Genomic DNA, 19,708 nt, shown 5'->3' on the forward strand with positions numbered 1-19,708 from the left:
AGCGGCGTACTCACCGTGCCGTCCCCCGTCCAGCACGACACGGCCTCACCAGCCGGTGCACTCGGCATCGCATCCACCCACTCGTCAAGAACATGCGACCCATCCTCGCGCCTGGCACCGGGAGAGCCGAACCCGCACCGAGCGTCCGGGCCGCTCACATTCCGCGGTGACGACCTTCCTAATTTCCAATGTTAGCAATTTCATAGACATGGCGAGGGGGACGGGACGGTACGAACGTGTGGCGGGGTCACTCCGGCCGGCTCCAGGCCGCGGCCGGAACCGGCGAGGGAGCGGGCGGCCTCGGTGATGGCCGGCCGGCCCTCGGCGGACCGGCCGCGCAGTTCGCCAAGGTCGAGGATGACCGGCCCGCTGCCGCGGGCGACTACCCAGCCGATCGCGCCGGAGAAGCGGCGTACCGTGTCGAGGCCGCTGCGGGGTGCCGCTGGGGGCTGGGGATGAGCAGGGCCGGGGCCACGACGGGGTGCCGCAGTCCGATGCCCCATTCCGGCAGGGCCTGCTCGGCGGTGTCACGGGTCACCGGGACTGCCCTCGGCAGGGTCGGCACGTTGGGCATATGACGGTGTGGCGGCGCCTCCAGCCGCGTACTCATCGTTTCTCCGCCCCCCCGGACGAGGCAGAACCCGGTGACCGTCTGCGGATGGACGCGGACGAGCGTGCCGTGCGCGCCTTCGCCTGACACAGCGGAACGGACACGACCCCTCGGCTTCCCTCGCAGAGCCCCTGGTGCGGCGCCGACCTGTCCCCTGGCGCTCACCGACGCCCGCCCGCACCGGCCTCGCAGGACTCGCCGCCCTGTGATTCGCCGTGAGGTCAGAGCGACGCCAGCCACGCAGCGGTCTCGTCGGGGTGGCGGAAGCGGATGGTGGCGAGAGGGGCGAAGCGGGGGTCGCGGACACGGCGTTCGACCTCGTCGTGGCGGGACGCGTGCTGGGACCACGCCCACCAGGCCGGATGCTCCCGCGTCAGCCAGTCGGTCCAGGTCTCCCTGTTGCCGCCGAAGAGAACCTCGCGAGTGATGGTGCGCCGGAGGGACCGGCGCAGCACGCGGGGCATGATGACGCGTCTGGGATAGTCCAGCCAGATCACGGTGTCGGCCCGCGCCCACAGCTGATCACGGACCTCGGGATGGCCGAGGGAATCGATGACCCAGCCGGACTCGGCGGAGAGCCTTGACACCTCCTCGGCGAACCTGTTGTTCACAGCCCAGCCGGGGCCGTTGAAGTACAGAGCGTCCATCTCGTGGTACCGCAGGCCCAGGCGACCGCTCAGGGCCCGGGAGAGCGTGGACTTGCCCGCACCGGTCACTCCCACCACCAGGATCCGCTCCACAGACGCACCTTAACCCTGGCGCGCACTGCCGGGCCGACGCGGTGATCTCCGGGCCGCCGTTGGTCGACCGCACCGCCGCACCAGGCGGTTCCTCGGATGATCCTCTACTGCCCGACCCGGGATCGTGTCCACGACACTGACGATCGGTCGGCGCAGACGGACATGGATGGCGCGGGACCCGTACACACGGTCGGCGATCCACGCCACCAGGAAGGAGTCCGCACCATGCTGCACGGCTGCACCCCGCTCCTGCCCGAGATCAACGGCCGCTACTACGACCACGGTTACTACCAGGGCGCCGCCCTGCCCCAACTCCTCGCCGAGCACGCCCGCACGTACGCCACGCGCACCGCCCTCGTCCACGGCGATCGTCGCCTCACCTACCGCGAACTGAACCGCCGCGTCGACCGTGTGGCCGCCGGGCTCACGCTCCGGGGCATCCGTCCCGGCGACCGGGTCATCGTCCAGCTTCCGAATGTGCCCGAGTGCGTCATCACCGTCTACGCCCTCATGCGGGCCGGTGCCCTCCCGGTCCTCGCGCCCACCTCGCACCGCGCCGACGAGATCGGATGTCTCGCGCGCCTCACCGAAGCGGCTGCCTACATCGGCCCCCGCCTCCACCGCGGCTTCGACCACGCCGCAATGGCCGCGGAGATCAGCGTCGACCATCCGCGTCTGCGCCGTGCCTTCACCCTCCACGACCCCGGAGACACCCGAGGAGGCTTCGCCACCGCACCCAGCGGATGCCTGTTCTTCCCTCTCCATTCCGTGGACGCGCCGCGCGACCCGGACCGCACGCACAACCCCGACGACGTCGCGTTCTTCCTGCTGTCGGGCGGGAGCACCGCGGCAGCCGAGCTGGTCCCGCGCACCCACAACGACTACGCGTACCAGACCCGAGCCGCAGCCGAACTGATCGGCCTCGGCCCCGAAGACGTCTACCTCGCGGTCCTCCCGGCCTCGTCCAACCTCACCTTCGGCTGTCCCGGCATCGTCGGCACCCTCGCCGGCGGCGGCACCGTCGTACTGATCGACGACCCGGACCCCGTTGATGCCTTCCGTGTGATCGAGACGGAGAAGGTCACCGTCACCACCCTCGTCCCAGCCGACGCGCACCTGTGGCTGGACGCCTCCTCGACGGTCAGCGCGGGCCTCTCCAGCCTGCGCCTCATCCAGATCGGCGGCGCACGCCCCCACCCCGAGCTGGCGGCGCGCATCCCGCAAGCCTTCGACTGCCGCCTCCAACAGGTCTTCGAGATGGCTGAAGGACTGCTCTCGCTCACCCGCCTCACCGACACCGACGAGGTCATCCGGCACACGCATGGTCGCCCTCTCTCGCCCGGGGACGAGATCCGCATCACCGACTCGCACGGCACCGACGTACCGGCAGGCACCCTCGGAGAGCTCTGGACCCGCGGCCCCTGCACCCTGCGCGGCTACTACAAGGCCCCCGACCGGAACACCCGCGCCTTCACCGCCGACGGATTCTGCAAGACCGGTCTCCTCGCCCGCCTCACCGAAGACGCCAACCTCGTCATCCAAGGTCGCATGGACGTGGACTCCGCCCTCGCGAGCCCCGGGCACTGAAATCGATACGCCGAGTCGGTGGTGTATCGGGGCGGGGCGACCGCGTGAGTCGGGAACCTCTCAACGCCGCCTGTGCGGGCCCAGATTGAGCAGGACCGTGCCGAGATGGGCAGGCGTGAGGGCCGGTGTCGGCAGAGGGGGCGTGGCGGGGTGGGCGCGAAGGCCGTCGAGGAGGAGGGCGAGCGGGCGGAGCCAGGCATCCGGAGCGACCGTGGTGAGCGCGGGAACAGCCCGGCCCAGGGCTGCCAGCGCGAAGAGCAGGTCCTCGGTGGTGAGGTCCGGGCGGATGGTGCCCTGTTCCTGACCGCGCCGGATCAGCCCGTCGATGGTGGTGCGGTTGTGGGCGTGGATCGCCTCCAGGGAGGTGACGCCTTCCAGGTTCGTGGTCATGAGGTCGTTGGTGCCGCGGTCTGCGGCCAAGCCCGTGAACACCGCGCGTAGGTACTCCGTCAGTCCCGTCCACGCGTCTTCCGCGGTTCGTGCCCGCTCGCCCGCCGCCGTGGTCTCGGTGAGCGCATCCCGGAAGACCTCGTCGACGAGCGCGGCACGGCTCGGAAAGTGGCGATAGAGGGTGGCGTTGCCCACGCCCGCCCGCCGTGCGATGTCATCGAGCGGGGCATCCAGGCCCTGTTCGGCGAAGACCTCGCGGGCCTTGTCCGTCAGCAGCTTCCGGTTGCGCAGCGCGTCGCGGCGTCCTACCGGTGGACGGTCGCCCATCGTGTCTCCCTCACCTCGATCCCCGTACCGGGGAACATTCCCCGGTACGGATGCTATCGTCAACCCGGCGACCGGGGGAAACTCCCCGTTTTGCTTCCGTGGACGCGCCGTTCGCGGGCGTCACGGGCATGCCGTTCACGGGGCAGGGGGGAATCGTGTCCGACACCGCACTCGTACTCGGCGGCGGCGGACCGGTGGGCGGGGCCTGGCTGGCCGGAGTGCTCGCAGGGCTCACCGAAGCTGGGATCGATCGCCGCAGCGCCGACGTCGTGATCGGCACCTCAGCCGGTGCCGTCTTCGGATCCCGGCTCCTGGCCGGCGTCCCGGCCGCGGATCTGTACGAGCGTCAGCTGAACGGAGCGGACGCGGTCCAACTGCCGGTGACCGCACGCCAGACGGCGCGCTTCCTCTGGGCGGCGCTGGGCTCCCGCGATCCCCACCGATCCGTCCAACGCCTCGGCCGGGCAGCGCTACACGCCACGACCGGTCCGGAGTCGGAGGTCTTCGACACGGTCGGCACGCTTCTGGGCGACGTCCGCGACTGGCCCGAGCGCGAGCTGCGCATCACCGCGGTCGACGCACGGACGGGACAACTTGGGGTGTTCGACTCACGCTCCGGAACGACACTCCTCGAAGCGGTCGCGGCGAGCTGCGCCGTACCCCTCGTATGGCCGCCCGTCACCGTGGCGGGCCGGCGCTGGATGGACGGCGGCAGCCGTTCGACCGCCAACCTCCAGCTGGCACGCGGGTACCGGCGGGTGCTGGCGGTCGTGCCGATCCCGCAGGCGGTCGGGCCGCATCCGAGCGCCCCGCAGCAGGCCGCGGAACTGTCCGACGACGGCACGCGCGTCCTCCTGCTGTCCCCGGACCGCGCTTCGCGCCGCACGATGGGCCGCAACCTGGTGGATGACACGCGCCGCCCGGCCGCCGCCCGCGCGGGCCACACCCAGGCCGGCGCGGTGGCCCCGTCGGTGGCCGACATCTGGCAGGGGTGACGTGGAGTCAAATGTGCGTGGCCCAGCATTCCTCGGGCGCCTGAGTCGAGGTCGTCTGCCGTAAGGCGCGAGGAAGATCCTTGTGGATGGCACCTGAGGTTCCGCGCGTTCACTCACCCGATCGACCTGCTCGCGGCGTCACTGCGGCGGCTCAGCGACGACCTCGGCACCCCAACACTCGACAACGGCGCGCTCCTTGCCCACGCCGAGGCTGCGGCGGACCCGCAGGGCACGCGCCCCGCGGTCAACCCCGTCGCCGCCGCACGGTCCCGCCGATGCCATCCCGGCCGGGCCGGCCGAACTGTGCGCGGTGCCGGATGTGTTGGTCGCAGCGGCGGAGGCCGGCCGGCCCGCGTGATCCAGGCGCGCAGCCATCGCTCGACCACCTCTCTCCGCCCGACAGAGGGGTGCCTGGAGCCTGGAACCTCGGCCTGCCCGCACCGCCGCTCAGCTGGTGTGGGCCCCCACGGCATCGATGAGTACGGGCCAGAGCTCGCGTGGGCGGTCGTGCCCCATGTCGGGGACCAGAAGGAGCTTGGCGCCGGGCACCAGGTCGGCGGTGCGTTGCCCGCCACTGACGTCGATCAGCGTGTCGTCCAGGCCGTGGATCACCAGGGTCGGCACCCGCAGCTCCTGGAGTGCGTCCGCGCGTGAGCCGCTGAGGACCATCGCTCCGAGCTGACGTCCCACCCCGGCGGGGTGGTAGGCGCGGTCGTAGCTGTCGGCAGCCAGCTTTCGAACGGCCGCGGGGTCGCCGTAGCGCCTGGACGCCCACACCAGTTCCCGATCCGCCGCGGCGATGTACCCCTCGCGGTCCGGCGGCTTCGGGCTGAACAGCACCGCCTGGGCCTCGGGGCTGGGCCGGCCGTACTCGCTCTCACCCGTCGAGGACATCATCGACGTCAGCGTCAGCACTCGCTCCGGCTGGGTGATGGCCATCGTCTGGGCGATCATGCCGCCCATCGACGCGCCGACCACGTGAGCGCGTTCGATGCAGAGCGCGGCGAGCAGGCCCAGGCCGTCGTCGGCCATGTCCTGCAGTCCGTAAGGAACCATCGCGAGGGCGGAAGGGATGTCTCCCGAGCTCACAGCGGCGATGAACTGACTGATGTCCACGGGGTGATCGTCGAACCTGGTGGACAGGCCGCTGTCGCGGTTGTCGTACCGGATCACGAAGCGGCCACGCTCTGCCAGCGCACGGCAGAAGTCCTCGTGCCAGGCGATCATCTGAGCGCCGAAGCCCATCACGAGCAGCACAGGGGGGTCGCCGGGGTCGCCGAAGCACTCGTAGGCGATGGACACTCCGGGCGACACGTCGACAATCGGCATACTTGGATCTTGCCAGTACCGGCTGGCGGAGTGCACCGGGATTGTCGGTGCCCCCCCGCCGCACGTCGGCCGCCGCACGACGGCCGTCGTTCACGTCGGCGCCGTGGCACTCCCGGTCGGGGCCAGGGGCCGGTCCGACCGCGCTCGGGGCGCTGGCGACGAGTCCGGACACGCAGGCCTGTGGCGTGTCCCCGGGCTTCGTCTCACCGGCGCGCGGTCACGCGTCCCAGGTGACCGGGAGGCTCTTCACCCCGTAGATGTCCGCGGTCTCCGGGCGCAGGCCGACCTCTTCGTCGGGGACGGCCAGGCGCAGCGTGGGGAAGCGGTTGACCAGTGCGGGGAACGCGACCCGCATCTCGACGCGGGCCAACTGCTGTCCCAGGCACTGGTGGATGCCGTGACCGAAGGCCAGGTGCCCGCCGTCCTGCCTGTGGAGGTCGAGCAGGTGGGGATCCGCGAAGCGCTCGGGGTCGCGGTTGGCGGTGTTGTACGACAGCACGACCGTCGTGCCCGCCTCGATGGTCTGTCCGCCCAGCTCGATGTCCACGAGCGCGGTCCTCATGAACGTCTTGGCGACGCTCAGGTACCGCAGCAGTTCCTCCACGGCCCGGTCGATGAGCGCGGGATCGGCACGCAGCGCGGCCAGTTGCTCCGGGTTGCGCAGCAGCGCGAAGGTGCCCAGCGCGAGCATGTTCGCGGTGGTGTCGAACCCGGCTGCCAGCAGAATCAGAGCGATCCCCCTCAGCTCCTCCTCCGTCAGATCGCTGTCGGTGAGGTCGCTGAGTACGTCGTCGGTGGGTTTCGCGCGCTTGGCGGCCACCAGCCCCGCGAGGTATTCCTGGGTCGCGGTGTAGGCCGCTATCAGCTCCTCCTCGGTAGTCTCCCCGCCGAGGAACGCGTCGATCTGTTCCTGGAAGGAACCCCGGTCCTCGTACGGCACCCCCAGCAACTCACAGATGATGATGGCGGGGATGGGCTTGGCGAACGCGGTCACCAGGTCCGTCGGCGGCCCGGATTTCTCCATGGCGTCCAGGCGGGCGGCGGTGATCTGCTCGACGCGCTCGGTGAGCTGTTGCATCCGCCGTACCGTGAACTTGCCCATCAGCGGCTTCCGGTAGCGCCTGTGCTGTGGGTCGTCCGTGAGGAGGAACTCGCCGGGCGGTGCCGGAGGAACCTCGAAGTCGCCCACGTTGAGAAGTTCCTTGCGCGAGCTGAACCGCGAGTCGGCCAGGACCGACCTGACCAGGTCGTATCCGGTGATCAGCCAGCCGGGTCTGCCGCCGGGGTGGGTGTAGCGGCTGATGGGGCCGTGCCGACGGGCATCGATCAGCTCTGCCGGCGGATCGAAGGGGCACCCGGGCCGACGGGCCTCCGGCAGAGCTGTGACGGTGTGGAGCGATTCACCCATGGCCGTTCCTCATCTCGCGATAGTACGTGTTTAACACGGCTCGAAAGCTACGGCGAGTTCGGAATGGCTGTCAATCAATCAAACCCTATTTACCCAGGTGAATGGCGGTAAATTGATGCAATGGCGCTGTAGCCGAATGCAATGCGGCGTTGCAATGGACTGTAGAGGAAGGCAATGCTGACGGCCCTTACATGTGGGCGCTGATCACGCCGCCGAAGCTGAGCGCGACGTATACGCCGTTGGCGTCGACCCCGACGTCGTGCTGGTTCGCGTCCAGCGTCCCGTCCACCGCGCCGTCGTTGCCGAGGATCTGTGCGCGGTACCGGTCGTCGCCGATCTTCGTGACCTTGGCGGTCCAACCGCCCGCAAGTTTGAAGGTGCCCGGTCCCTGGTGACCGCCGCCCGTCCAGGAGTGGACCTGGCCGTCCAGCGTGAGTACGACGAACATGTCGTTGGCGTCGAGCCCGGCGTCGTGCTGGTTCGTCTCCAGCGTCGCCAGGACCTCACCGCCGTGGACGATCTTGGCGCGGTAGCGCTGGGCGCCGAGCTCGTAGATCTCGGCCTTGCTGCCGTCCACCAGGGTCCGGGTGCGGACCGGGGACGCTTTTCCGTTCCCGGAGGCGGGTGCGGTGCCGGAGTGATGCGTGGCGGTCGTCGACGTCGGCACGTCGGCCTCGGCGTTGCTGGGTGCATCACCGCTACCGGCGGGGCGGGAGGCGGAGGTGGAGCTGGAGACCTTCTTCCCCGAGCCGGTGGCGGCGTCCTTGGCCCCGCCCTGACAGGCGGTCAGCGAGAGTGCCACAGCGGCGGCGACCGCCGCCAGTGCGGCGGAACGGGCGGTACGGCGAGTACGGCGCGTGGTCATGATCGGAGCCCCCCATGGGATACCAGGATGCGGCACTTCCGCCGGCCCCCCACAGGGCGGCCGGCCGGATCCGCTGTTCGTCACACCCCGTCAGATGACGCTTGAACGCGAGTTGTTCATCGGGTTCTGTCCGCATTCGGTAACGAGGGTGACCTGGTGGCTGGCTGCCGCGCCGGGTTGAGCGGCGAGGCGAGACGAGGCGCGGTGGACGTACGATCGTCCGCGCCTCGCCGATCCTCGCTCCCGGCTCCGCACCCCGGTCGGTCCGGTCGGTCGGCTGGGCGAGTACGGGTGGTGTGACTACTGTCGGGACCAGCCGAGCAGGCGGGCGACGGCGGCGGCCAGCTCACGCAGCGTGGACCCGTCGGCGGCCTCCTTGCCCAGCCGGAATTCGAACTCGGTCTTGCCGCCGCCTCGTTTGAAGCGGATGTCGACCTTCGTCTGGAGCCAGGCCACCGTACCGGCCAGAACGACGACGCCTGGAACGGCCAGTTCGCCGCCCAGCCGCGAGTCGTTGGGTGGATCGGCGAGCAACTCGGCGGCGAAGTCCGCGCCGGCGGGTTCCTCGGCGAGCACAGCGAGCAGGCGGCGGGCGGCGGCACGGGCCGCAGCACCCTCGGGGACGGCCGGGGCCGCCTGCGACTCGGACTCCGGCCGGGCGCCGCGCAGGGCGTCCAGCAGGAGGAGCGCCTCCTCCTGGTCCAGCGGCATCGAATCCGCGGCCGCGCCGGTTGTCAGCTCCTCCGTCAACTCCTGGAGGATGAGGATGACTTGACGGTCCGTGAGGTCTGCCTGAGCGAACGGCGTCGGCGATGTCACCGGATTCTCCAATCTCCGAAGAGCGCGAGCGCGGCCCAATGGTACGGGTGACGCTGCCAGGGCGTGTCGTACGCCGTGCCGTCCCCCGCGAGCATCGCGCGCTGGGCCTCCCACAGGGCCCGCCAGGGTGTTGCGGGGGTGGTGGACAGCCGGCGGTAGAAGTCCGCGAAGAGCCGTCGTGAACTGGTGTCGTCCACGTCCCACAACGTGCCGACGACCGACCGCACACCGGAGGCCTGGAGGAGGTGGGCCAGCCCCTGGAGGTCCCCGGTGCTGTGCAGATCGCGGCGTGCCGTGGAGCAGGCGCGCAGTGTGAGCAGGTCCAACCGCAGCCCGGCGTCCAGTACATGGCGGGCCGTCAGCAGGTGCCGGAGCCGGGTCCGGATCTCCACCTCCGGTGGGTACTTGCTCGGGCGCTGCCCGTCGTGGGCCAGCAACAGCCCGGAGTCGAGCGGCTCGGCGCGGTCGAACCAGCCGTGCCCGGTGAGGTGGGCGACGCGTGCGGTGCGCAGAGCGGCCAGTACGGCGTCCGGGGTGGCGGACAGCCGGCCGACTTCGGTCACCGCGTGCCGGCCGGCGTGCCCGGGGGCGATGAGGGGGGCAATGAAGTCGATGTCGTGCTCCAGGCGCTCCGGGTCCGGGTCCTCCTCGGCCGCGACGCCCGCGACCAGGACGCCGCCGTCGGCCGGGGCGGGGGGCCGGGCGACCGTACGCAGCAGGGCGGTGGCGCTGGACACCTGAACGACGGCGTGGCGGTGGGCGAGCGGCGTTCGGCCTCCTTGCGCGTCCTCGTCCGCAGACGGCAGCGGTAGCGCCGCCAGGGGCAGTGCTTGCAGCGCCGGGTCGGCCGCGACACAGAGCAGCTCCCGTCCCGTCACCGAGGGCAGGAAGGCCAGCAGTCCCGGGGCCAAGTCCTCGAAGAAGTCCAGCTTCCGGCGCCACGGCCGCCGTGCCGGAAGCGGAGGCAGCGGCGGGAAGGCGTCCGCGTCGCCGTCGAAGGCCCGCCGCAGCCGTCCCGCCGCCCGCTGCATCTCGCGGCCGCCCAGCGGAGATTGAAAGACCGTCAGCCGTCCGGTGTCGGCGTGGACGACGAAGACGACGCAGCCGCCCTCGTCGCCGCTCTCAGCGCAGCAGAAGTAGGAGACGAACGCGCAGTGGCGGGCGTCCGGATCCGCTGCCAGGCAGGCCCGCAGTTCACGCAAGGTCGCCGGTGTCTCGGGCACGCCCGTGGGCGCCGAGGCCCCCTCGGCCCACGCCCGGTACTCCTCATGGAGATCGAAGGCGAGCTCGACCGCCCCGACTCCTTGCAGCTCGCCCTCCGGCTCTCCCTCCGGCAGGGCGAGCTCGGCCCCGTCGTGGTCGAGCAGCATGCCGATCATCAGGCCGTAGCAGTCCTGGTGCCGCGTCACCAGCGCGGACAGGTCCTCCCGCGCCTCGCCGCCACGTCCGGAGACCGTACGCCGCAGCGCGCAGCGTCGCGCCCACAACAGGTCGAAGGCCGCCTGCCGGTCCGCACCGCTGCGCGCTCGCGAATCCGCGCCCACCCCGCCGACCGCGCCCGCCCCGTCCGTCCTGTCGGCCCTCAGCGTCCTCGCCAGCCGCACCTCAAGTCGCAGAAGTGTCGCCAGATCGGCCCGGCGCCCGAGCGCCTCCTGCCGCAGTACCCGCAACGCCGCGGCCGCGCCGCCCGTGTCTCCCGACGCTGCCAGCGCCTCCGCCTCGGCCAGCCGGAACGGCAGATGATGCCCCCAGTACCGGCCGTCCTTGGGGAACGAGTCGCGAAACACCTCCGCCGTGCGCAGCAGCAGCTCCGCCTCCGGAGCCCTGAGCCGTTCCATGCGCGACGCGACCATCCCCATACCCTGCGCGGTGGCGTCCCGATTGACCGTCATCGACTTCAACAGGCCCTGGAAATACGCGTCCGCGGCCCCCGCATGGTCGTCCTCGTCCACCAGCAGGTCCCCGAGCCCGACCCAGGCCTCCGCAGCCCGCAGCACGCGCGGGTCATCGGCCCCGGCGTCACCGGCCAGCTCCAGCGTGCGCCGGAAGCAGCGCCGGGCCGCCGCGGCGTCGCCCGCCTGCCGGTACGCCTCTCCGAGCCGGTTGAGCGCCCGCGCCCGCGGTACCGGTCCGGCGCCCACCGCCTCGGCGCGGGTCAGTACCCGGCGGCATTCCCGCACCGCCGGCCGGCTCCGCCCGGCGGCAGCGTGAGTGTCCGCCAACTCGCTCCGAATATCGAGCTCGTCGCCGGTTTCCCCGATCGACGACACGGCATCGAGCGCCGCCCGGTACTCGGAACAGGCGCGTTCGTACTCACCCTCCGCCCGGTACAGCCCGCCGCGTAACCGGTGCAGGCGGAGTCGCAGGCCCGGCTGGATCACATCGTCGGTGGTGCCGATCTCCCCGGCGAGGCCGTCCAGGATCCGCAGTGCATCGCGGTGGCGCCCGGCGGCCCCCATGGCCTCGGCGACCCGCCACTCCATCCCGAACATCCGCCCGACGGCATAGGAGTCCGGGGGCAGCGCAGCGCCCGCGGACCGCACCAGGTCCAGGGCGGCGTCCAGTCGCCCCTGCGCGATCAGCCTTGAGGCATCCCGCTCGATGGGCTCCCAGGTGTCGGCGGGCTCCGCGCCACGACGCCGGTCGGCCTCCCGCAGTGCCGGCGTGAGCTCCTCCACCAGCGACACATAGAAGTCCACCAGCGCCGCCGCCTTCGCCTGCCCGGCCCTCTCGAAGGCGCGCCGCCCGTCCTGCAACTCCCGTACCAGTACGGCGAGATCGATGCCCGGTGCATGAGTGAAGAGCACGTACTCGGCCCGCCGCAGACTGTCCGCCTCCATCAGCAGCGCGGCAACGCGCCGCTCACGGTCACCCACCCACGCCCCCCGCCGGATCGGCGATCTCCGCGCCTACGGTACGCGCGGCCAGCCGTACCGTCTCGCGATCCTCCTCGGTCTCCGAGGTCGTCAGCGCGAGGCCGAACTGCCGTCGTGCCTCGTCGCGTTCGCCGAGGTTCCACAGGAACTGCGCGACGTGGAAGTGGGTGTGGTGTCCCGCCCGTGGAGCGGCGGCGAGTTCGAGGGCGAGCCGGCGCGCCTCGTCGTAGTCGCCGCGGCCGTCCGCAGCCCGGCCGTACACGGCGAAGAGCAGGCCGACCCCGAGCTGCTCGACGTGCGGGTGGCTGCGGAGCTCGCGGCGGAGCTCGTCCTCGGCACCGGGGTCGCCGTCGGAGGCCCGGCGGCAGATGTCGTCCCAGCGGCGCTTCAGCTCGCCCGAGCGCTCGCGGAATCGGGGGTCGGTCACCTGCTCGCGGGCGGCCGCGAGCACCGGCGAGTCCGGGGCGACCCGCTCCAGCCGGCGCAGCACCTCAGCCGTTCCGTCTTGGTCGTCCGCCAGTATCCGTGCCATGCAGAGGAGTTCCAGGCCTCCCACGTCGTCCGGTGCCTGGGCGTGGATCCGCTCCGCGACCTCCGCCACCTCGGACGCGGTGACACCGCTGCCCGGCTGCTGAGCGAGGGTGGCCAGGATCCGGCACAGTTCCTTGAGGTCCGTGATCGAGGCACGGCCCTGGGCGGCCAGCTCCCGGTAGGCGTCCGCACGGGTCTCCAGCAGGCGCTGCTCCCTGCCCAACTGGCCGCGCAGCGCCCCCAGTTCGGCCAGCCGCCGACGGAAGATCGGGTAGGCCGGATCGTCGTCACGGCAGCGCCGGGCGCACTCCTCCAGCACATGGGCGCATTCGTCCAGGCGCCCGGCGCTCATCAGACAGGAGGCCATGTTCAGCCGAACGCGTGCGCTTCCCGGCAGATGCTCCACCAGCAGCCGCCAGAACGTGAGCGACTCGGCGTACCGGCCGGCCTGCGCCAGGCCGATCGCGTAGCGCTCGACCGCTGCCGGGTCGGCGCCGGACGCGGCGTCGGACAGGACGCCCAACCACCGCTCCCGGTCCGGAGCGGATCCGGCCTCCTTCACCCCGCGCAGGGCCTCGTCCCCGCGCACGTCCGGCCTCGCCAACAGCCACGGCCAGTCCACGTGGTACTCCGCCACGGCGTCACCCCCGTCTCCTCCGCCACGGCCTTCCTTTCCCTCCTTGCATACCAGAACGCCACTCTCCACCACGAGGGCGTTCACGGCCGTCCGGCAGGTCCTCGATGAAGCGGTCGGCACACCGTCGCGGCCTACGGCTCCGGGTCCCAGTCCACGAGTTGATCGAAGAGGCGTCGGTTGCCGCCGAGCTTCAGGGAGTCCAGCGGAATTCGGCCGTAGCAGGCGAGGACGAGCTCACTGGCCATGCCTCGGGCGGTGGCGTCGGCCGCGTCCGGATCCTCGTCGGCGGTGGGGACGGCGGGCATCGTGTCGGGTGAGGGCAGGCGGGCGAAACGTGCGCCGCCGTCGGAGAGCCAGTTGCGCCAGGAACGGCGCAGTTCATTGCGCCAGTAGTCGGAGCAGAAGCGCCCCTCGGTGATCATCAGTGCCGGCAAGCGCGGACCGCGCTCCGTGATGAAGAGGCGGTTCTGCGTCATGTCCCAGCGAAAGAGAGTCATGGCCGGCGAGAGCGCGACCGCTGATGTCCAGCGGCGGGTAGCGCTGCTTGCACCAGCACGAGGCAACGATGGTGGCGAACAGCTCCACCTGCGTCCCCTTGACTGTCCAAGTCTGCTCGTCCTCGTTGGGGTCCTCGACGCCATGCCGGAAGAAATGGGCGTAGCGCTCGCAGAGCGCGACGTTGCCGGGGTCGAGGATCTCCATTCGGACACGCAGCGGGCGGTGGTTGCTGCGGGCGCGCTGTATGCGCTCGGGAAGGACAACGGCCCGTACGAACGTCGCAGTGCCGCCACGGAAGATCCACTCCTTCGCCTCGTTCCGTGCCTTCGCCAGGTACTCGGTGATGTCGTTGCCGCGCGGAACCGTGATGGTGGACCCTTCTTCGAGGGCAGCCCGGCGCTCGGAGAGTGCCGCCTCGATGACCCCGATCCGCTCGATGTGCGCGGCAGCCGCTCCAGGGACTGGTGGGCGGCGAGCAGGATCGCGCGTGAATCGGGCTCGGTCTCGGCGCTCCACCGGTCACGTAGCACCGAGAGCGCCGACGCGGCGAGGGCGGCGGGAATGGCGCTGCTGACGACGGAGGTGGACACGGCGCCGGACAGGCCGAGCACGCCGGTGACCGCCGCCGTCACGAGGGCCGGCAGTGCCTCGGCGTTGACCCCGGCCACCGCACGACAGTACGCACCCGCATCGGCAGCCGCCCCCTCGCTGGCACCGCATCCGGTCACCCGGCGCGCAGAGGCAAGCAAGCATCGCGCGGAGGTCAACACCGCGCGATCGATGGGGTGTTGGAATACGTGGGACGTGCGCCGGGGGATGAGGAGGGCAGGGCGCCAACGCCTTCGCACGCGACTGCATCCGCGCGGCCTCGGCGACGCTGATGCCGGTGGGGCTCTGGGGGCGGGTGCGAGTGTTCGCGCACTGCGGTGAGCTGAACGGCGCTCTCGTTCGAGTCCGGATCGCCCACCATGGTTTCGCCGTCTTCCGGCTGTTCGGGGCACGCGATCAGGGACGTCGCCGTGGGACCGCCGTGACACGAGGCTCCGTACGGGAGTGGTCATGGCTGCCGTGATCAAGATCGGAACCCGGCCCGCAGCCGGGTGCTCATGACTCTTCCGCTGTACGTCCGCGGTCCTCCGTCCCGGCGCTCACGATGGTGTCTCGGCGCTCACGATGTCCAGGAGCCCGGGGAATCGCAGCTCGATGTCGGTCCGGCGGAGGCTGGCCATACGGCTGTTGCCTCGGTCGACCTGCCGGATCAGACCGGCCTCGCGCAGCGTGCGGAAGTGGTGGGTGACCGTCGCCTTGGACACCGGCAATCCGAACGAGCTGCACGTCCGCGCGGTGCCGTCGGGAGCGAGCGCCAACTCGCGCACCACCCGGCGGCGCAGCGGGTCCGCCAGCGCGGCGAGCACCGGGCCGAGCTCGATCTCCTCGACGGACGGGTGGCCTTCTTCGTCGCGCATACGAGAGTCTCCCGGTCACAGCCCTAAGGTACGGCTTGCATCATACCTTTCGGCTTCGCTAGCGTTGCCAAGGTACGAATTTGATCGTACCTATGTAGGGGAGGGACCCATGACTCAGCCGTTCACTCTCGTCGGCACTGCTCGCCCGAAGCCCGAACGGGCCGCGGAGCTGAAGCAGTTGCTGCTGTCGTTCGTCGAGCCGACCCGGCAGGAAGCCGGCTGCCTGGAGTACCACTTCCACGAAGATCGCGACGAACCCGGAGTCTTCGTGTTTTACGAGGCATGGCGTTCAGAGGCAGATCTCGACGCCCACCTGGCCCTCCCGCACATGCGGGCCTTCTGGGAGCGGCGCATGGACTATCTCGAAACCGACCTTGAGATTCGCTTTCTCACCATGCACAGCCCTTATTGACGCGAGGGGGCAGGACTCTGGGCAGACATCGGTCCTGCAGGTAGGTGTCAGGGAGCCGGTGCCGTGGTGGCGTCGTAGGTGGCGCGGGCGGCGGTGATGTCTGCTCGGTGGCGCTCTGCCCAACCGACGAGCCCGGTGAGGGTTGAGTGGAGTTCGCGGGCCATGGGGGTGAGGCTGTACTCCACCTTGGGCGGCACGGTGGGGTAGACGGTCCGGACGAGCAGGCCGTCGCGTTCCAGCTTGCGCAGGTTCAAGGTGAGCATGCGTCGGCTGATGCCTGCGATGCTGCGTTCCAACTCGGTGAACCGAACCGGTCCATGTGCGGCGGCGACGAGGATTCCGATGCTCCACTTGCCCGCGACGTGGTCGAGGACCTCGGTGATCGGGCACGCCTCGTTGCCGACCTGGTCGGACACATCGGTGTGACTGCGTGACATGAAAGTGCCTCCTTCCGCCGCACGTCATGGTTACAGAACATGACTGCTGTAACAAGTCGTGCACCATTGGAAGGAATTCACGTGAGCAGATCCAACACGGCAGCACAGACATCACGTTGGCCGGCCCTGGCCGTGTTGTGTGCCGGGCAGTTGATGGTCATCCTCGACGGGACCATCGTGAACGTGGCCCTGCCCTCCATCCAACAGGACCTCGGCTTCTCCTCGTCGGGCCTGGCCTGGGTGGTCAATGCCTATCTGGTCCCCTTCGGTGGTCTGCTGCTGCTTGCCGGGCGGCTCGGCGACCTCATCGGACGCAAGCGCGTCTTCATCGCCGGTCTGTGCCTCTTCACGGCCGCCTCGCTGCTGTGCGGTGTGTCCCAGGAACCGGCGGTGCTGCTCGCCTCCCGGTTCGTCCAGGGCATCGGCGGCGCGGTGACCTCCGCCGTCACCCTCGGCATGGTCGTGACCCTGTTCCCGCAGCCGAAGGAGCGCGCCAAGGCCATCGGCGTCTACAGCTTCGTCCAGTCCGCCGGTGGCTCGATGGGGCTCCTCGCCGGCGGCGCACTGACGCAGACCATCAGCTGGCACTGGATCTTCTTCGTCAACGTCCCGATCGGCATCGTGGCCGCACTGTCGGCCGGGCGCGTGCTCGCGTCCGAGCACGGTGTCGGCCTCGACAAGGGAACGGACGTCATGGGCGCGCTCCTCGTCACCTCCGCACTGATGCTCGGCGTCTACACGATCGTCGAGACCACCGACTACGGCTGGACTTCCACACACACGACCAGCTTCGGCGCCGCGGCACTCGCCCTGCTCCTGGCATTCGTCGCCCGCCAGGCGAAGGCAACCCACCCGCTCCTGCCACTGCGTGTGTTCCGCGCACGCAACGTCTCAGGCGCGATGGGCATCCAGGCCCTCATGGTGGCCGGCATGTTCAGCTTCCAGTTCCTGTGCGTGCTCTACCTGCAGAAGGTGCTCGGCTTCGACGAGATGGACACCGGCCTCGGCATCTTCCCGGTCTCGGTCGCGATCGGCGCCCTGTCCCTCGGCCTCTCGCCCCAGCTGATCGCGCGCTTCGGCCCCCGTGCCGTACTGCTGCCAGGACTCTCGCTCATCGCGGCGGGTCTCGCCGCCCTCGGCCGTGTACCGGCAGGCGGGAGCTACGCCGTGGACGTCCTGCCCGCCCTGCTGCCGCTCGGCATCGGCTTCGGCCTCGCGATGCCGTCTCTGGCCACGCTCGCGATGTCAGCGGCCACGCCCCAGGACTCGGGGATCGCCTCCGGCATGTTCAACACCATGCAACAGATCGGCAGCGCCTTCGGCCTGGCGGTCCTCAGCACGCTCGCCACCTCGCACACCGAATCCCTGCTGCGTGACGGGGCGGCCAACGCCTCGGCGCTCACGGGTGGTTACCAGCTTGCCTTCCGCGTCGGCTCGGGCCTCGTCGCCGCCGCTCTGCTGCTCGCCGCCACCGCGCTGCGATCCGTTACCACAGTGCGGCGTCCACCGGCTGCGACGAAGCCGGCCGCCGAGAACGCCACTCACTGACCAGGCGGCGGCACCGCCCCGGGCCAGGGAACATTCCGTAGCGCCGCACAGGGCCTTGGCCTGCAACAACTCGGCGCCGACGGCTCGACTGGTCGACGGGACCAAACAAGGCGTCAATCGCTACGACGACCGCGCCAAGACGCTGCGCCCACCACCAGGGCAACCGGCGCTGAGCCTGGATGCGGGCTGCGACGAGCGGTCGGTCCCGCGATCTCGACAGGCACGGGCCGTGAAGCGGCGCTCGTCGCGGCGGCGTTGGTCTCGCCCCGTCTCCGGCGCCAAAGTGTCCGTGCTCGTCGCCGTCGGCCTCGTGGGCCGTGAGTACCGGCTCGATCAGCTCGCCCGGCGGGTCCTGGTCGATGTCGGCCCAGCCGGGACCATGAGGGTGTCGGCGCGCGTCGGGTGGTCAGGTCCGTGGTCGGGCTCCAGCCGAAACCGGCCGACCTGCACGGCACTCGGCCCGCAGACCGAGAAGCGGTGAGGGAGGGGAGCATGGGTTCGTGCGGGTCCTCTCGGGCCGCGACGTCGGCAACCCGAAGGCGCTGGCGTACGAACCCGGGCTGGAGGCTCACCCGCCGGCATCGGTCGAGGACCGTGCCTCGCTCGGCCGCGCGCTGGCCGGCGCGGCGGCCGTGATCAACTGTGCCGGTCCCTCCTCGCCGCGACGGGCGCCGCTGCGACCGAGGAGGCTTGGCGGGCCGGTATCCCTATCTCGACGTGGCGACCACGACCGAGGCCAACGCCAACACCTGCGCGCACTTCACCGGCCAGGCCCCGGCCCGGGCCGCAGGAGAGCGCTGATCGTTCCGGCCATGGCCTTCTCCGGTCACTTCGGCGGCCTGCTGATCACCACGTCGATGAGCGGGTGGCCACGAACGACGCGTCCGACTTCCTGCACGCGCTGTCGCCGCGCATCACCGTGGAACTGCGTCCGTAGCGGGCCGAACCGTTTCGGGCGTGGGAGTGTGGAGCGCAGTGCCCCGAGCGGGTGCCGGGAGTACGGCCGTGTGCAGCCGTACCCGTCGGGCGGTCGGAGGAGACCGGTTTCTCGAACCACCCGCCCCCTTTGCCGGAGAGGCCGGCAACCACGTGGCCCGCTTGCTACGAGCAGCGTGACCACGGTGGCGAGGTCGTGATCTCCGCGCCCGTGAGGGAGGGGGGAGCTCTGTGTCCGGTGCCGGTGCTCAGGTCAGGCGCCGACCGTGCCGTCCACGCCCTCGCGGAGGAAGTCCGCGTGGCCGTTGTGGCGGCCGTACTCCAGAATCATGTGGAGCATCACCATCCGCAAGGAAACGTCCTCGCCCCAGCGCGGCTGGTGCCCGGCAAGGTCCAGAGATTCGGCGCTCCGCTCGATGCGGCGTGAGTGCTCGACCTCGGCCTCCCACACCGCGAACGCCTCCTCGGCGCTCGCCTCCGTGATGTCGTAGGCGGCCTGGAAATCGAATTCCTTCTGCGACCAGACCATCGGGGCGGTGTTGTCGTCGAACACCCTGCGGAACCAGGCGCGTTCGACCTCGGCCATGTGGCGGACCAAGGCGAGCAGCGAGAGGGTCGACGGCGGGCTCGACCGCTCCTTGAGTTGTTCCTCCGTCAGACCCTCGCACTTCATAGCCAGCGTCGCCCGGTGGAAGTCCAGGAACGCCCGCAGTGTTTCACGCTCCGTACCGAACAGGGGCGGGCCAATGCGTTCGAAGGCCATGGTGGGTTCCTCTCAATGGCGAGTCCGGGCTCGAACATATCCCGCCTCGCCGACCCACTGCAGCGTGCCTGAGCGCTTCACGTTCCGCGAGCTTCGGTCGGTTCGCCGACCGGATGAGTACGGTCCCCTCAGTGCAAGTCGATTGGTTGGGCACGATCCCACCCGGTGCACCCGCGCCGTAGGCGATCACCACGGACTGACCGGGCCGTTCTCGCGGTCGGGCATGACAGTGACGGTCGACCGGTGCGTAGGGAGCCGAGGGGGCTGTCTGTCGTGCGGTGATTCGACAGGCGCACCGTGCGCCGCCGCGCCGGGTACGGGGGGCTCTTTGGGTGATTTGTGTAGAGGATGGTCGTCTGTTTGGTGGTTCGTTGATTGTTGGGTGGTCTGTAAACCATATGTTCTGCTTCGGCGCTTGCTGTGGCGGCGCTGGTGTGCGGAGTTTGTTGATGTTTTTGCTGACTGTGTTGTCGGGAGGAACTGTCGTGCGTGTGGCTCGGTCTGTTTTTGCTGCTGCGACGGTGGCGGTTTCTG

The 19,708-nt window shown here is 70.4% G+C and carries 17 protein-coding genes; 4 read left to right on the plus strand and 13 right to left on the minus strand.

The genetic code is table 11. The features are described 5' to 3' along the window. Positions 1-831 precede the first annotated feature (831 nt). On the minus strand, positions 832-1,350 hold the full coding sequence (locus ACZ4MF_RS46285; RefSeq protein WP_467500113.1) for a P-loop NTPase family protein: 519 nt from the start codon (positions 1,348-1,350) through the stop codon (positions 832-834). A gap of 225 nt (positions 1,351-1,575) precedes the next feature. Here ACZ4MF_RS46285 and ACZ4MF_RS46290 point away from each other — a divergent pair, with 225 nt between their 5' ends. Next, on the plus strand, positions 1,576-2,937 hold the full coding sequence (locus tag ACZ4MF_RS46290) for an AMP-binding protein (RefSeq protein WP_467500115.1): 1,362 nt from the start codon (positions 1,576-1,578) through the stop codon (positions 2,935-2,937). Positions 2,938-2,997: 60 nt separating this feature from the next. Here the strand turns inward: ACZ4MF_RS46290 and ACZ4MF_RS46295 are convergent, their stop codons facing one another. Then, on the minus strand, positions 2,998-3,654 hold the full coding sequence (locus ACZ4MF_RS46295) for a TetR/AcrR family transcriptional regulator (RefSeq protein WP_467500117.1): 657 nt from the start codon (positions 3,652-3,654) through the stop codon (positions 2,998-3,000). Between the two features lie 155 nt (positions 3,655-3,809). Here ACZ4MF_RS46295 and ACZ4MF_RS46300 point away from each other — a divergent pair, with 155 nt between their 5' ends. Further along, on the plus strand, positions 3,810-4,649 hold the full coding sequence (locus ACZ4MF_RS46300) for a patatin-like phospholipase family protein (RefSeq protein WP_467500119.1): 840 nt from the start codon (positions 3,810-3,812) through the stop codon (positions 4,647-4,649). Positions 4,650-5,096: 447 nt separating this feature from the next. On the opposite strand, the gene ACZ4MF_RS46305 is transcribed toward ACZ4MF_RS46300, so the two are convergent. The 9 genes from ACZ4MF_RS46305 to ACZ4MF_RS46345 all read right to left on the minus strand — a co-directional run bounded on the left by ACZ4MF_RS46305 (position 5,097) and on the right by ACZ4MF_RS46345 (position 15,078). Continuing rightward, positions 5,097-5,978 (minus strand): alpha/beta fold hydrolase, encoded by an 882-nt coding sequence (locus ACZ4MF_RS46305; RefSeq protein ID WP_467500121.1) that lies wholly within the window; start codon positions 5,976-5,978, stop codon positions 5,097-5,099. 217 nt (positions 5,979-6,195) lie between these two features. After that, positions 6,196-7,386, minus strand: a complete 1,191-nt coding sequence (locus ACZ4MF_RS46310; protein ID WP_467500123.1) for a cytochrome P450 — start codon at positions 7,384-7,386, stop codon at positions 6,196-6,198. A gap of 187 nt (positions 7,387-7,573) precedes the next feature. Next, positions 7,574-8,251 carry a hypothetical protein gene (locus ACZ4MF_RS46315; RefSeq protein ID WP_467500125.1) on the minus strand — a complete coding sequence of 226 codons (678 nt, stop codon included), beginning with the start codon at positions 8,249-8,251 and terminating at the stop codon, positions 7,574-7,576. Between the two features lie 300 nt (positions 8,252-8,551). Continuing rightward, complete coding sequence (locus ACZ4MF_RS46320; protein ID WP_467500127.1) at positions 8,552-9,070, minus strand: hypothetical protein; 519 nt, start codon at positions 9,068-9,070, stop codon at positions 8,552-8,554. Next, on the minus strand, positions 9,067-11,946 hold the full coding sequence (locus ACZ4MF_RS46325; RefSeq protein WP_467500129.1) for a CHAT domain-containing protein: 2,880 nt from the start codon (positions 11,944-11,946) through the stop codon (positions 9,067-9,069). The genes ACZ4MF_RS46320 and ACZ4MF_RS46325 overlap by 4 nt, the downstream gene beginning before the upstream one ends. After that, positions 11,939-13,114 carry a tetratricopeptide repeat protein gene (locus ACZ4MF_RS46330; protein WP_467500131.1) on the minus strand — a complete coding sequence of 392 codons (1,176 nt, stop codon included), beginning with the start codon at positions 13,112-13,114 and terminating at the stop codon, positions 11,939-11,941. The genes ACZ4MF_RS46325 and ACZ4MF_RS46330 overlap by 8 nt, the downstream gene beginning before the upstream one ends. A 131-nt stretch (positions 13,115-13,245) precedes the next feature. Next, positions 13,246-13,536 carry a hypothetical protein gene (locus tag ACZ4MF_RS46335; protein ID WP_467500133.1) on the minus strand — a complete coding sequence of 97 codons (291 nt, stop codon included), beginning with the start codon at positions 13,534-13,536 and terminating at the stop codon, positions 13,246-13,248. Beyond that, complete coding sequence (locus ACZ4MF_RS46340; protein WP_467500135.1) at positions 13,493-14,128, minus strand: hypothetical protein; 636 nt, start codon at positions 14,126-14,128, stop codon at positions 13,493-13,495. Before ACZ4MF_RS46340 ends, ACZ4MF_RS46335 begins: the two co-directional genes overlap by 44 nt. Before the next feature lie 632 nt (positions 14,129-14,760). After that, on the minus strand, positions 14,761-15,078 hold the full coding sequence (locus ACZ4MF_RS46345) for an ArsR/SmtB family transcription factor (protein WP_356038468.1): 318 nt from the start codon (positions 15,076-15,078) through the stop codon (positions 14,761-14,763). 109 nt (positions 15,079-15,187) lie between these two features. Between ACZ4MF_RS46345 and ACZ4MF_RS46350 the strand changes: the two genes are divergently transcribed. Next, a complete protein-coding gene (locus tag ACZ4MF_RS46350; protein WP_467500137.1) occupies positions 15,188-15,490 on the plus strand; it encodes a putative quinol monooxygenase in 303 nt (100 codons plus the stop codon). A 47-nt stretch (positions 15,491-15,537) separates the two neighbouring features. On the opposite strand, the gene ACZ4MF_RS46355 is transcribed toward ACZ4MF_RS46350, so the two are convergent. After that, on the minus strand, positions 15,538-15,927 hold the full coding sequence (locus tag ACZ4MF_RS46355; RefSeq protein WP_467500138.1) for a winged helix-turn-helix transcriptional regulator: 390 nt from the start codon (positions 15,925-15,927) through the stop codon (positions 15,538-15,540). A gap of 153 nt (positions 15,928-16,080) precedes the next feature. Here ACZ4MF_RS46355 and ACZ4MF_RS46360 point away from each other — a divergent pair, with 153 nt between their 5' ends. Further along, positions 16,081-17,475: an MFS transporter gene (locus ACZ4MF_RS46360; RefSeq protein ID WP_467500142.1), complete on the plus strand. Its 1,395-nt coding sequence runs from the start codon at positions 16,081-16,083 to the stop codon at positions 17,473-17,475. 1,189 nt (positions 17,476-18,664) lie between these two features. Here the strand turns inward: ACZ4MF_RS46360 and ACZ4MF_RS46365 are convergent. After that, positions 18,665-19,174 carry a DinB family protein gene (locus ACZ4MF_RS46365; RefSeq protein WP_467500140.1) on the minus strand — a complete coding sequence of 170 codons (510 nt, stop codon included), beginning with the start codon at positions 19,172-19,174 and terminating at the stop codon, positions 18,665-18,667. Positions 19,175-19,708 lie beyond the last annotated feature (534 nt).

Source organism: Streptomyces sp. NPDC025793 (assembly GCF_055558375.1).